Below are 12,310 nucleotides of genomic sequence, written 5' to 3'. Positions count from 1 at the left end.
GATCGTATGCAAACAGTTATCCAAGTTTCTCAAACACAATTAAAAAAAATGGCATCTTATTATGCTAAACAGCTGACATCAAAATTACCAAACGGCGCAATTTTTGCAGCGAAAACACCGCGCGCAACCATTACCGGTTATCAATCAGGTAAAGTAATGTTCCAAGGTGCTGGCTTCGCACAGGAAGCCGCGCGCTGGCATACTGAACCTCAGAAGGAGTCACATGCCATTGTGAGACAAAATACAACACCAGGCATTAGTATACCACGAGATTTCGCTGATTGGTCAGTTCTTGGCTCCGATGAAGTTGGTGCGGGTGCTTATTTTGGTCCCTTAACCACAGCTGCCGTTTATGTCTCTAAAGATAATCTTGATTGGGTACGCCAACTTGGCATTGCTGATTCTAAAACATTAACTGATCAGAAAATGAAACAAATTGCCCCAGAAATTATTCATCATTTACCTCATCATGTTGTTAACATTATGCCTGAAAAATATAATGTGCTACAAACAAAAAATAATGTCAATCAAATGAAGGCAATTTCTCACAATTTTGCCCTGGGTAAGGTATTAGAAAAAATTGCCCCAAATGTGCCAGATGGCATTTTGATTGATCAATTTGCTCAAGAAAGTACTTATTACAAATATTTACGCAATGCGCAACAATCACATATTGTTAATCAAAATGTTTATTTTACAACAAAGGGTGAACAATACCATCTAAGCGTGGCTGCCGCTTCAATTTTGGCACGTGTTGTTGAACTTGATGCCATTGCTAGATTGAGTGAAGAAGCTGGTATGTTGCTCCCTATCGGTGCTGGACATCAAGTTGATATCATTGCCGCTAAACTAATGAAAAAAGGCTTGGATCTCAATCACTTTGCTAAATTACATTTTGCTAATACGCAAAAAGCAAAAAAAATATTGTAACCCCATTTTTAGTACATCATTAAATGTCTTAAAAAAGCGCTCTTCTATAAAGAAGGCGCTTTTTTAATCTGTTTTCAAATAAAAGTTAAGCATTCGCAATAAGTCATCAACGACAGTAAGGACACCATGCCAACTGTTGTTGCTAATTGTCCAGAACCGTTTTCATGAGGACACGTATCCCTTGCCTATCAGCAAATTGAAGCCAAACAATTTAGCCGATTAACTTATCTGCAAACAAGACAAATTGTTGTGTTGCACTAGCCAAAAATGCTTGTGTATCAGTATTTGTAATATGTCCCTCTTCATCTGCTAGATTTTGAACATTCCCAATATATAATTCAGGTTGTTGCATTGTCGTCATATCCAAAAAAACCAAAGATTGGCGTAACACATGGTTAGCTAAGATACCGGCAATCCCAGAAATTGACTGCGACGCTACCAAAGCTGGCTTTCCAGCCCAACTGTTTTGACCCCATGGACGTGAACCAACGTCGAGTGCATTCTTCAGCGCTGCTGAAATACTACGATTATGCTCAGGTGTCACAAAAATGAAGGCATCTTGCGCTGCTATTACTGAACGAAATGCTGTATATTCTTCAGGTGAATCTGCATCATAATCTTGATTGTATAAAGGTAGATGATGAATATCAATATAAGTCACTTCTGAATCTTCAGGTAACCCCGCTACCAAAGCATCAGCTACGCCCTTTGAATATGAATTCTTTCGAATTGAACCTACTACCACACCATATTTAGTCATTTTTTAATCCTTCTTTCTTACTAATAGTAAGTATACATCTTGTCGTCAAATAATACAACACGCTTTGAGAAAATGACTTTCCACAATAAGTATTTTGTATTTCTCGGGATAACTTTAAAACTCATGTACTGCTTGTTCTAAACGTATTAAAAAAGCTAATTCGATTAAGAATATAGCTTTTTTAATATTATTTAGTCTACTTTCTACATCATTTTACATATCATACTATTTATGACACAATTTCTCTTAGCGTTCCGGGTTAATTGACTAAAAACTGAATGCTATCATTGGCGTTACCCAAATACTTTATCTATAGTATCTTTTTTACCTGACCTAATACATGAGCTACTTTTGTTTGAACATCAGGTGCTTGCATGATGTCACTCACCATACAGACGCCAGCAATACCAGTATTTTTCAAGCTACTAATATTGTCTTCTTTAATCCCACCAATTGCATTGACCGGTATGTTCATTTGCTCTGTTATATTTTTCAACGTTTCAATTGATGTATGTTTGGTAATTACTTTTGTTTTTGTTGGGTAAATGGCACCAACACCAAAATAATCTGCCCCTTGTTCTTTGGCTTCAATCGCACGAGCCATATCTTTAACTGAAACACCTAGTATTTTATTTGGTCCAATCATTTGGCGTACCTTATAAACTGGCAAATCGTTATCACCAACATGAACACCGGCTGCGTCAACTGCCAGACAAATATCTACTCTGTCATCAATAATCAACGGAATATCAAAACGATCTGTTACCTGTTTCACAGATTTTGCTAACTCAAAATATCTTTTTGATGTGACATCTTTTTCTCTTAGTTCTAGCAAAGTCACACCGCTCTCACAAGCTTGAGTAATAATTTGTAAAAATGCTTTATCAGAATAATCATATCTGTCGGTCACTAAGTAAAGCGAGTAATCTACATTTTTATTAGTCATTATCATTGATTAACCTCTCAATTGTTAAAATCACTTGCCAAAATACAAAAAAACTGTTTCCTACGTTAAAAGCACGCAAAAACAGTTCAATAAATAATATTATTAATCACATCTTCCTACGCAGATTCTAATCTGATCAGGTTATATGGGTATATTCTCAGCCAAACAAATAATAGGCACCCCAGATATTTTTCTATTCAATTATATTATGAAGCTTACCATCACTTTATTATCTTGTCAATATCTGTAGTTTTATAGTATCTATTTATCACTAACACACAATTCAGAACTCACTTGTTTCAAAATATGTCGGCGTAACCTGCGATCTGCAATACACAAATAAAGCCCATATCGACCGCGTTTTAGAAGTACTTCTAATGCATGGAGCATTAATTCTTCTTTTGCCTGACGATTAAATGATTGCCCTTTTAACTGCCTAAAAGCTGCTTTGTCTTCATAAAGATGGGGATCAATCACCAATTGCTGTAGTTGTTCGTCAAACTGAATGCTAGGGCCAATAATAACACCCGCGTAGTTCAAATCAAACCCTTGGATGGTATAAACAGATCCCACTTCATTAATTGTGTCTGGCCGCATTGCCCACGGTGTTGTGCCAGTATCTAATTGATCCCATGGTAATTGAAAATTACCCAATGTGACGTACCATGTCCCGCGATTAACAGTATATTTATAATCAGTCGTTGCCAATATACGTGACATTCCCAATTGTTGGTTTCTTTCCTGAATCGCCTGATACATTGCTGTGGCATCATCGTATACTCGAAAATCAAAATCTTTCACCGCTGTTAATTGTGCCACTTGTCGATCTTGCGTCAGCTGATCAATCCATTTCACCACAGCTTCACTTTGCCCAGTCATCCGATATTGTTTGGTTAAATGTTCAACCACAGGATGATATGGCGCAATTATGCGCATTAATAATTGATTGTTCCACATACTTTTAAATTTCAGAACCTGCTTTGGATCAAAAACCATAACAATAACGCGCGCATGCTTGATGATTTCAACTAACTGATTATCTTGTTTAAATTTATTATAACGGTCTGGCGAAGTTAACAATAAGTGTGCTTCATCAATTAAAACAACATCTGCTACGGCTTTCCTCTTATCCATTTGATTAATAAAAGACGTGGGTTTCAAGAATTGATTCTTCTTAAAAAGAGGCTGGCTACCAGCGTAATCACGATAAATCTTTAACATTTCCGCATGATTGACGAGTAAATAGTGACTTGATTGTTGATTTTGTTGCATGTTTTTTTCTTGTATTTGTTTAAAAATATCAAGCAATACCACACTTTTCCCGGCACCTGCACCACCTTCGATAACAAAAATACGTTTTTGGTCTTGTTGTAAACTGGTTTCAACAAAATGAACTGCTTGCGTGACAATCTCTGTCTGCTCATCCGATAACACTTCATCTGCTGCTAACATAAAACTATTTTTCATCATGAACATATTTTACAACAATCAATCAATTCATGCCTATCCTCTATTTAGCATCAAATGATCTATACCTTGCTAAACAACGGTTTCATCAGTATCGGTGCAACAATCGTAGAAATAATGACAGTTATGATAACTTCACCAGATGTCGCTTCACTGATAATTTTAGATGATATACCTATTTGCGTAATCACAAGTGCCATTTCTCCTCTGGAAATCATTCCAGCCCCAATAGCACTAGCAATATTTTGACTTAATCCGGCTATTTTTGCACCAATAAATGAGCCTGCAAACTTCGTGATGACTGCTAACACACTAAATATAATAATTGGCAAAATTTTATCATTTAAATTTTGTACAGATAAGCCTAAACCAATGGCACCAAAGAATACGGGGTAAAACACCCATTGCCCAATCATATTAAAACCACTAGACAGTTGTTGCGAAAAAGATACTTTTCGTAATAAAATACCTATTGCAAAAGCAACTAGTGGTAATAAGCTATTAATACCTAATCCACCACCACCGACAAATATTGAAAATAGAATAACCGCAATTAATGCAATAATATCGTCTAAAACCGCAGCCGAAAGGATAATAGCACCCATAGTCGTTGCTAATTTTTTTTGCTCAGCTAATACTGCTAAAGTAATAGAAATTGACGTAGCTGAGAAAATAACGCCTGAAAAAATCGCAATTTGTATACTGTAACCTAATAAAATGAATGCTATAGGAAATACAATTGCCGGAACAAGAACACCCATTACAGCAATGAGAACGGATGCTTTAATATACTTTTTCATTTCTTTGATGTCAGATGACATACCGGAATTTAACATTAGTAATAAGATACCAATTTCAGATATCACATGAATTAAATTAGTTGGTTGTACGATATTAAATACACTACCTCCCAATACAATACCAGCTAACAGTTGTCCGACAACTTCTGAAAATCCTAACTTAACACCTATCTTTCCAAATATTATTGTGACAATAATTAACAGTATAATTGATACATAGACCATGACATTCTCCTTAATTCAAAAAACTCCAAGAAATAATTGGTTCCCCGACCAATTCATTTCTTGAAGCTTTCGCCCAACCGTGATTTATTTAACTACTTCTATCCTACCATTTTTAATAATATAACGCCAAATTAAAAAATATTGTTACAAAATTAACATGATATCTGCTAATCTTTATAATACAACCATAATCTGCTACACTAATAATATAAAATAATTTGCTACATATCCCTCTACTGGTCACAAAACTGTTAAGAACGGGTACTAACTCAATGAAATCATATGCTAATAAAAACGAATTAATACACGCGATTGAACTCAGTTATTCAAAATATATCAATGAATTTACTGCTATTCCAAACGCACTAAAAGATCACCATGTCGATGGTGTCGATCGTACGCCTAGTGAAAACTTATCCTATCAACTAGGTTGGCTGACCGCCTTGTTAGGTTGGGAAACTGATGAACGTCATGGTAAAGAAGTCGTCGTCCCTGCTAAAGGCTACAAATGGAATAATTTAGGTGGTTTATACCAGTCATTTTATGATACCTACGCTGATTATGACATCTCCGAACAAATTACCTTGCTCAACCAAAAAGTAGACGCACTATGTGAACTCGTAAGTAATCTCCCAGATGAGGTTTTATTTGAACCAAATCAACGTCAATGGGCAACTACTACTGCACAATGGCCAGTTTGGAAATGGGTTCATATCAACTCTGTTGCACCCTTTGGCACGTTCAGAACAAAAATACGCAAGTGGAAAAAAGCTGCACTCTGATTTGACAATACAACATGATATAAATCATGACCCTACGTGCCTCGTAATCACGTTAAACTGCCAAGGAGATTATTATGAAAAAAAGTTCAGTATATGTCGTTATTTTAGCTTTAATTTTGATGTTTGTTTCGTTAGTTAGCTGGATTATGAACGAATCTACCTTTGCTATTTTAGCTTCTAACTTAGGTTTACTTATTCTGGCGATTTCTTACATTTGGGATAATCGTAATGGGTTAATGAAATAACACACTTTTTAACAGATCCACGCGCCACACAAGTATATAAATAATTAGGGGGGAAGTATGGCTTCACAAGAAGAAATAGTTGAAACAATCTTAGACCAGATGAGCGTTGCGTTTTCTGATCCACAAGTGAAAGCACAGCCTGATTTACGCGACATGATTCTTAATTATGCAAAAGAATTAGATAAGACACAAAACTATCATTTGGTCGCTTCAAAAATGATTAAAAGTCTTGTTTTGTATTACTGGGAAACAAAAAATCAACTGCCTGAAGCAGCAATTATATTACATAACCAAATCAAAAAATATGCCACAAAATATGATGCCATTGCAGCATCAGCCATCATGTTACCTTTGTGGTTCTAATTTATTTCAAAAACACATGCTCTAATATTAAGTTAGAACATGTGTTTTTTTAAACGCGTGATGTTTTTATAATAACTACATTTAGTTTATCCTAGATGACAAACAACAAACCCCACCGACCAACTCGTAAATGGTATGATTTAATTAGAGTATGATATTTTATGCAACAAATGCAATCTCTTTTGATTAACAATGAGGATGGCATATAATGCACATCGCTCAATCACTACACTGACACATGTTAAAAAGATTAGGAGAAAATATTATGGACGAGAATAGCATAACCGTACCAAATGAGATTAGAGGATGGAACTGGGGCGCCTTCATGTACAATGTATTCTGGGGTATAGGTAACAAAACTTATCTACCTTTGCTCTGCTTGATTCCAGTGTTTAACTTATTTTGGATGTTTGTTTGTGGCTTTAAAGGTAATGAGTGGGCATGGCAAAAGGGCGATTATAAAGATATTGACACATTTAAGGCTGTGCAAGCGACATGGAACCGTGCAGGTTTAGTCCAATTTATTATTTTTATTGTTTTAATGGCGCTATATCTCTTGTTTATAGTAATATTTTTATCAACTATGATGAACAGAAATTATTGAAATACCAATGTAAAGTGTTCAATATTATGTCAAAAATTATTATCATATCAACATAAAATACCCTGATATTTGGAAAACGAAATTGTCACTTGTCATCATCCCCTTGCTGCTACTTTTTATGTTCACAATTACTGGGCAGATATCACATGTTTTATTAGTGAGGTAACTACATTTGCCCTATCCTTAATTTCCAAGCCTACCACAATACAATTTGAAAGGGTTTTAAAATATGGATGTTATGAAAAAACAAAAAATTGTCATTGCCGGTGGCACTGGATTTGTTGGACAAGGTATTATTCAACAACTTTCACCAGAATTTTTTGAAGTACACAGTTTATCCAGGCACCCATTTTCATCACATGCTAAGGATCAAACTTTTTATCATGCAGTAGACCTCAGTAATCCTACGGAATGGCAACACATTGTCGCAGATGCCGACTGGATTATTGATGCAATAGGTATCTTGTTACCGAACCCAATTAAAAAACAAAATTATCAAAACAGTAGCTATGAGCCAGCGAAAAGTATTATTGACGTTCTGGTTGCGGAACCTACACCAAAGTTCTTATTTATTTCAGCAAATACAGGTCCTTTCTTTATGAAACCTTATCTTAACGCCAAACGTGCTGTCGAAAACGAAGCCAAAAAACGATTAGCAAGTCGTGCATATTTTGTTTATCCTGGTATTATCTTTGATAAAGCAAGATATAGTTCATATCTACCAGGTCTATTTTTAACCTATCTTAGTTGGATTAAATATTTTAACAATTTACGTCCTATCTCACGGAGGGACTTTGCGACCAACATTGAAAATATCCTGCTGGGTAAAAAGAGTACACTACAGCAAAGAAGCTAACCTTTCAAAAGCCATAGTGTGCTTACGTCAAAATCATTATACTGTTGCAGAAAATTCATGTCATTAAAAAGCACGGAAACTTTAATAGTAAAGTTTCCGTGCTTTTTGTATTCTCATTTTCAAGTGATGTCACATTTTAATGAATTGATTGACTAGTTTTATTGATAAGTACTCAATTTAATAAAAGAACAGCAATTGATAAGTAGCTAGCAAACAGTAACCAAACTAAATATGGTATCAAAATATATCTAATACGTCGATGATCCGCGAGAAGTAAACCAAAAACTAAAATATCCATCACCACAATCATTACGCTAGCCCAGAATAAATTAGCAAAAGAGAAAAATACAACAGTCCAAAAGATATTTAATATTAATTGAATATACATGAAACTATATATCATCGTTCTACTCTTTTTGACTGAATTTAAGTTAGCACAATAAATACCTAACAAAATATACAAAAATCCCCACGCCGGTCCAAACAGCCATCTCGGTGGTGCAAAAGGTGGTAATCTAAATGTGCCATATACCTCACCGATTGACACACCTCTAATCCATTCAACACTAAAAGAGGATAACGCTCCTAATAAGAAAATAACTAGAGTAAACAATATAGCTCTAATTGGCATAGATATTTTTTTCATGAGCAATTCTCCTAGTGATTTAAATTAAAAATATATTTTTAGATTGATATATATTTTAGCATTTGTTTAGCAAAAAATCATCGTTTCATTTAGTATGATCAATGTCAATTTAAGCTACATCGGTGGGTATTTGCCTTTAAATACGTGATATTCTTTGGTATTATAATTGTTAAAAGTAATAAAAAGAAATGTACTCATTTAATGTTATCAATTATCTTCCAATGGCACATACTATCAATTGTTTGTACATCCTGATTATACAAATCAAAAGTACTCACAGAGTGATTACATAATACGTGCATTGAACCACGTTAAAAGCATTACAGGGGATGACAAATGAGGACACAACTTGTACTTGGTTTTTGGACAGCCAAAGGATTTACTGACAAACTAAATGAGGCTTTAGCTGATTTAGAGGCTCATGGCCACGAAATTATTGAGGTACAGTATAGAACGCCTGTGTTTGCATATACTGCCTTAATAGTTTATAAATAATAATCATGCACTCATAGAGTGCGTACATATGAAAGCATATTTTTCGCCATTATATGAGGTATTGAACTTGTTATATTATTGATTATCAAGTATGTCAACCTGGATTTCAATTTGATATGATTTGAGAAATCATTTTCTGCAGGTCTGGGACAACTTCTTGCTCAAACCAAGGATTTTTTTTGAGCCAAATATTATTTCTAGGAGAAGGATGAACAATTGGGAAGTAATTAGGAAGATATTTTTGATAATCTTTTATGACTGTCGTTATTTTATCCTGACTATTTAGCTTTAGATAGTATTTTTGTGCATAGGAACCTACTAAGATAGTCATCTGTGCATTGGGCATCTGTTTTAACAAACGTGGGTGCCATTTGTCTGCGATACCTTTACGTGGTGGTAAATCACCCGACTTAGCTTTTCCAGGATAATAAAAGTCCATGGGTATGACACCAATCTTACCAGAGTTGTAAAAAACATCTTTACTGATACCCATCCAGTCTCTCAACCTATCTCCTGAAGCATCGTTCCACATTATACCTGAGTTTTGGACACGTAATCCCGGAGCCTGTCCGATAATAACTATTTTTGCGCTCGTTGGCGCATGATAGATTGGTTTCAGTCCTTTGCTAGTAAACTCAGAATTTACCTTGTCATCTACTATTTCATCAAAAATAGTCATTACTTAATATCCCCCTTAATTCTACCTATGTTCATTATAAACCCTTGTTTACAACTGACCTAGCCAGATGACTTTTAAACAAAAAGTAATATCAGTAATATATTTCTTGTAAGTTGGCTCAAGCTCTACCATAAGGTTTAATCGGCCAGAGCAGCAATCACAAACTAATCTATCTGTTTTGTTTGTCATTCTTTATCTCGCTTATGCTATTAAAATATGTACCACATTTTAGTTTATGTGTTATTTGTTGCCCTTTTCTGCAAATAAAAAACGGCTTAAATGCCGTCCTGTCGCTCAATCATCATTATTTTTTGTGTTATTTTTGTGTTATTTCGCTTGAAATACCGTGCAATGTAATGAAATACTTTTTATAAGAAAAAGCGCTACATTAGGTTTTTGAAACCCTATGCAACGCCATGAAATGCTGAATGGAGCCGAGGGGAGTCGAACCCCTGTCCAGACCGCCCGGTACAGAAACATCTACGCTTATAGCTTTGTCATTTAAATTTCATGATTAATCACGCCACAAAACAAGGCTAATATTAATCACTAACCTGATTAATTTAATATAATTGCTCCAGATTTAAACAAGTATACGATCTGACCTTTTATGACCTAATCCTAGATGTCAGCAACCAAGACTAAGTTACGCGTTACTGTTTTTTAAGCAGCAACTGCGAAAGTGTTTTCGTTTTTTGCAGTTAAAATGTCTGCCCGCTTTACGCCCGGATGGCGAAACGCAGTCCCTGCCCTAAACAACCCGTCGAATTCCAAAAACGGCCCCAAAAAACCAATAGTTTTTCTCAATAAAGAAAAATAATAGATTATCAACAACAGCTGATAATCTATTATACCACAAATTAAAATGCTCTAAACCTTGCGCGTCTTTGTTTCATTAACTCTTCAGGTGTTAATGAATTTAACTGCTTAAATTCATTGTCCAAACGTTTTCTAATTAAACTAAATACACGGGGATGGTTACGAGATTCAGGAATAATATAGTCAATTACTTGTTTTTCTAATAGGTCTTTAGGTGTCAAACCCATCAATGCCGCAGCTTCATCAGAACGTTTACTATCTTTCCATAAGATAGAAGCAAATCCTTCTGGCGATAAAATGGAGTACGTAGAGTTTTGGAACATCCAGACTTGATCACTAGTTGCTAGCGCTAGGGCTCCCCCAGAGCCAGCTTCACCGTAAATGATAGCGATCATAGGTACTGTTAGCTTCATCGATAACAAAATAGATTGTGCTATCGCCTCGCCTTGTCCTTGTGCCTCAGCTGTTTTACCTGGAAAAGCTCCTGGTGTATTAATAAAAGTCACAATAGGTCGGTGAAATTTATTTGCTTGTTGCATTAAGCGTTGTGCTTTACGGTAACCCCATGGCTCAGGCGAACCGTTGCGCTTACTTAGCTTATCATGAATATCAACGCCTTTATCAATGGCAATAACCGTAACTGGTTGGTCATTAAGTCGTGCAATACCACCGATAACCGATGTATCATCCCCACTCAATCGATCACCATGCAATTCCACAAAGTCTGTAAAAATCCCATTAATGATTTCACGAGCAAGAAAGCGATCTTCTCGTGATTTCTTTACAATATCCTTTGGTGTCAGCTCGCGTTTAAATAATTTCAAACCAATATTAACAGCCATATCACTCCTCCGTCACTTGATGAAATTTCACTAAGGTTGCAATTTTTTCAGCGAGTTCCGGTCTTGGTACAATATCATCAACAAAGCCGTTCTTCAAGAGTGTTTCCACACGCTGAAAGTCTTTTGGTAGTTTTTCATGAATCGTTGATTCAATCACCCGCGCTCCAGCAAAACCAACCAAAGCATGTGGTTCTCCCAGGGTAATATCTGCCTGCATAGCAAAACTAGCCGTCACGCCGCCAGTTGTTGGATCAGTCAATACAACCAAATACAATAGTCCAGCTTCTTGATGTTCCGCCACCGCTGCTGAAACCTTTGCCATTTGCATTAAGGAATTCATACCTTCTTGCATTCGTGCACCACCAGATGCCGTAAATAATACGACTGGTAGCCTGTTTGATGTTGCGTGCTCAAATAAACGCGTGATCTTCTCACCTGTCATTGATCCAAGTGATCCCATCATAAAGTACGAATCCATAATACCTAGCGCAACCCTTTGTTCCTTAATCATTGCGACACCAGTCAAAACAGACTCGCCAAGATTTGTTTGATCCTTGGCTCGTTGTAACTTATCAGCATAACCGGGGAAATCAGGATGTGTCATTGTAACATCTGCATCCAATTCATCAAACGACTCAGTTAAAAGTTCAATGCGTTCCCTTGCTTGTAAACGAAAACCATATCCACAATTAGCGCATACACGATAAGCACCTAATTGTTTGTTGTACATTTGTGTACCACAATATGGACACGCTAGAAATAAGCCGTCGGGAATACGTTCATTCACTGATTCAGCACGTTTAATTTTTGATGTTGATTTGTCGTTATTATATAAATCCATTTTCAAAAGT

At 35.9% G+C, this 12,310-nt stretch carries 15 protein-coding genes, 1 other RNA gene and 1 riboswitch; of the genes, 7 read left to right on the top strand and 9 right to left on the bottom strand.

What is annotated here, in order from left to right; genetic code table 11:
* Window positions 1-6: 6 nt before the first annotated feature.
* On the top strand, window positions 7-930 hold the full coding sequence (rnhC, locus tag FGL89_RS06430) for a ribonuclease HIII (protein ID WP_014974793.1): 924 nt from the start codon (window positions 7-9) through the stop codon (window positions 928-930).
* Window positions 931-1,141: 211 nt separating this feature from the next.
* Here rnhC and FGL89_RS06425 read toward each other — a convergent pair whose 3' ends face one another.
* The 4 genes from FGL89_RS06425 to FGL89_RS06410 form a co-directional block, all read right to left on the bottom strand.
* Window positions 1,142-1,690 (bottom strand): NADPH-dependent FMN reductase, encoded by a 549-nt coding sequence (locus tag FGL89_RS06425; RefSeq protein ID WP_014974794.1) that lies wholly within the window; start codon window positions 1,688-1,690, stop codon window positions 1,142-1,144.
* Window positions 1,691-2,000: 310 nt separating this feature from the next.
* Window positions 2,001-2,636 carry a thiamine phosphate synthase gene (gene thiE / locus FGL89_RS06420; RefSeq protein WP_041773231.1) on the bottom strand — a complete coding sequence of 212 codons (636 nt, stop codon included), beginning with the start codon at window positions 2,634-2,636 and terminating at the stop codon, window positions 2,001-2,003.
* Window positions 2,637-2,732: 96 nt separating this feature from the next.
* Window positions 2,733-2,830: riboswitch (TPP riboswitch) on the bottom strand.
* Between the two features lie 67 nt (window positions 2,831-2,897).
* Window positions 2,898-4,112, bottom strand: a complete 1,215-nt coding sequence (locus FGL89_RS06415; RefSeq protein ID WP_041773165.1) for a DUF2075 domain-containing protein — start codon at window positions 4,110-4,112, stop codon at window positions 2,898-2,900.
* A 53-nt stretch (window positions 4,113-4,165) separates the two neighbouring features.
* Window positions 4,166-5,128, bottom strand: coding sequence for a cation:proton antiporter (locus tag FGL89_RS06410; protein ID WP_014974797.1), 963 nt, complete (start codon window positions 5,126-5,128; stop codon window positions 4,166-4,168).
* A 272-nt stretch (window positions 5,129-5,400) separates the two neighbouring features.
* Between FGL89_RS06410 and FGL89_RS06405 the strand changes: the two genes are divergently transcribed.
* The 5 genes from FGL89_RS06405 to FGL89_RS06390 all read left to right on the top strand — a co-directional run bounded on the left by FGL89_RS06405 (window position 5,401) and on the right by FGL89_RS06390 (window position 7,978).
* Window positions 5,401-5,910 carry a ClbS/DfsB family four-helix bundle protein gene (locus FGL89_RS06405; protein WP_014974798.1) on the top strand — a complete coding sequence of 170 codons (510 nt, stop codon included), beginning with the start codon at window positions 5,401-5,403 and terminating at the stop codon, window positions 5,908-5,910.
* A gap of 74 nt (window positions 5,911-5,984) precedes the next feature.
* Window positions 5,985-6,155, top strand: coding sequence for a hypothetical protein (locus FGL89_RS08655; RefSeq protein ID WP_014974799.1), 171 nt, complete (start codon window positions 5,985-5,987; stop codon window positions 6,153-6,155).
* Between the two features lie 57 nt (window positions 6,156-6,212).
* Window positions 6,213-6,518, top strand: a complete 306-nt coding sequence (locus FGL89_RS06400) for a bacteriocin immunity protein (protein WP_014974800.1) — start codon at window positions 6,213-6,215, stop codon at window positions 6,516-6,518.
* Between the two features lie 265 nt (window positions 6,519-6,783).
* Window positions 6,784-7,122 (top strand): hypothetical protein, encoded by a 339-nt coding sequence (locus tag FGL89_RS06395; protein ID WP_014974801.1) that lies wholly within the window; start codon window positions 6,784-6,786, stop codon window positions 7,120-7,122.
* 229 nt (window positions 7,123-7,351) lie between these two features.
* Window positions 7,352-7,978, top strand: a complete 627-nt coding sequence (locus FGL89_RS06390; RefSeq protein ID WP_014974802.1) for an NAD-dependent epimerase/dehydratase family protein — start codon at window positions 7,352-7,354, stop codon at window positions 7,976-7,978.
* A 172-nt stretch (window positions 7,979-8,150) separates the two neighbouring features.
* Here FGL89_RS06390 and FGL89_RS06385 read toward each other — a convergent pair whose 3' ends face one another.
* Complete coding sequence (locus FGL89_RS06385; protein ID WP_014974803.1) at window positions 8,151-8,624, bottom strand: TspO/MBR family protein; 474 nt, start codon at window positions 8,622-8,624, stop codon at window positions 8,151-8,153.
* 336 nt (window positions 8,625-8,960) lie between these two features.
* Between FGL89_RS06385 and FGL89_RS08650 the strand changes: the two genes are divergently transcribed.
* Window positions 8,961-9,119 (top strand): hypothetical protein, encoded by a 159-nt coding sequence (locus FGL89_RS08650; RefSeq protein ID WP_014974804.1) that lies wholly within the window; start codon window positions 8,961-8,963, stop codon window positions 9,117-9,119.
* A gap of 106 nt (window positions 9,120-9,225) precedes the next feature.
* Here FGL89_RS08650 and FGL89_RS06380 read toward each other — a convergent pair whose 3' ends face one another.
* From FGL89_RS06380 to FGL89_RS06365, 4 genes are all read right to left on the bottom strand, one after another.
* Window positions 9,226-9,798, bottom strand: a complete 573-nt coding sequence (locus FGL89_RS06380) for a uracil-DNA glycosylase family protein (RefSeq protein WP_014974805.1) — start codon at window positions 9,796-9,798, stop codon at window positions 9,226-9,228.
* A 426-nt stretch (window positions 9,799-10,224) separates the two neighbouring features.
* Window positions 10,225-10,582: a transfer-messenger RNA gene (ssrA, locus tag FGL89_RS06375) on the bottom strand.
* A 76-nt stretch (window positions 10,583-10,658) separates the two neighbouring features.
* Window positions 10,659-11,459 (bottom strand): carboxyltransferase subunit alpha, encoded by an 801-nt coding sequence (accA, locus tag FGL89_RS06370; RefSeq protein ID WP_014974806.1) that lies wholly within the window; start codon window positions 11,457-11,459, stop codon window positions 10,659-10,661.
* Window position 11,460: 1 nt separating this feature from the next.
* Complete coding sequence (locus FGL89_RS06365; RefSeq protein ID WP_014974807.1) at window positions 11,461-12,300, bottom strand: acetyl-CoA carboxylase carboxyltransferase subunit beta; 840 nt, start codon at window positions 12,298-12,300, stop codon at window positions 11,461-11,463.
* Window positions 12,301-12,310: the final 10 nt, after the last annotated feature.

The sequence above is a fragment of the Leuconostoc carnosum genome, assembly GCF_007954525.1.
In the GTDB taxonomy this organism is placed as follows: domain Bacteria; phylum Bacillota; class Bacilli; order Lactobacillales; family Lactobacillaceae; genus Leuconostoc; species Leuconostoc carnosum.
Note: the sequence above shows the minus strand (reverse complement) of the source record. Positions and strands in the feature narration are given on the sequence as shown.

Coding starts and splice junctions, on each gene's coding strand:
- FGL89_RS06395 (WP_014974801.1), top strand. CDS start 6,784: ATGGACGAGAATAGCATAACCGTACCAAATGAGATTAGAGGATGGAAC.
- FGL89_RS06385 (WP_014974803.1), bottom strand. CDS start 8,624: ATGAAAAAAATATCTATGCCAATTAGAGCTATATTGTTTACTCTAGTT.
- FGL89_RS06380 (WP_014974805.1), bottom strand. CDS start 9,798: ATGACTATTTTTGATGAAATAGTAGATGACAAGGTAAATTCTGAGTTT.
- rnhC (WP_014974793.1), top strand. CDS start 7: ATGCAAACAGTTATCCAAGTTTCTCAAACACAATTAAAAAAAATGGCA.
- FGL89_RS08655 (WP_014974799.1), top strand. CDS start 5,985: ATGAAAAAAAGTTCAGTATATGTCGTTATTTTAGCTTTAATTTTGATG.
- FGL89_RS06425 (WP_014974794.1), bottom strand. CDS start 1,690: ATGACTAAATATGGTGTGGTAGTAGGTTCAATTCGAAAGAATTCATAT.
- FGL89_RS06410 (WP_014974797.1), bottom strand. CDS start 5,128: ATGGTCTATGTATCAATTATACTGTTAATTATTGTCACAATAATATTT.
- FGL89_RS06405 (WP_014974798.1), top strand. CDS start 5,401: ATGAAATCATATGCTAATAAAAACGAATTAATACACGCGATTGAACTC.
- FGL89_RS06390 (WP_014974802.1), top strand. CDS start 7,352: ATGGATGTTATGAAAAAACAAAAAATTGTCATTGCCGGTGGCACTGGA.
- FGL89_RS06365 (WP_014974807.1), bottom strand. CDS start 12,300: ATGGATTTATATAATAACGACAAATCAACATCAAAAATTAAACGTGCT.
- FGL89_RS06400 (WP_014974800.1), top strand. CDS start 6,213: ATGGCTTCACAAGAAGAAATAGTTGAAACAATCTTAGACCAGATGAGC.
- accA (WP_014974806.1), bottom strand. CDS start 11,459: ATGGCTGTTAATATTGGTTTGAAATTATTTAAACGCGAGCTGACACCA.
- thiE (WP_041773231.1), bottom strand. CDS start 2,636: ATGACTAATAAAAATGTAGATTACTCGCTTTACTTAGTGACCGACAGA.
- FGL89_RS08650 (WP_014974804.1), top strand. CDS start 8,961: ATGAGGACACAACTTGTACTTGGTTTTTGGACAGCCAAAGGATTTACT.
- FGL89_RS06415 (WP_041773165.1), bottom strand. CDS start 4,112: ATGTTCATGATGAAAAATAGTTTTATGTTAGCAGCAGATGAAGTGTTA.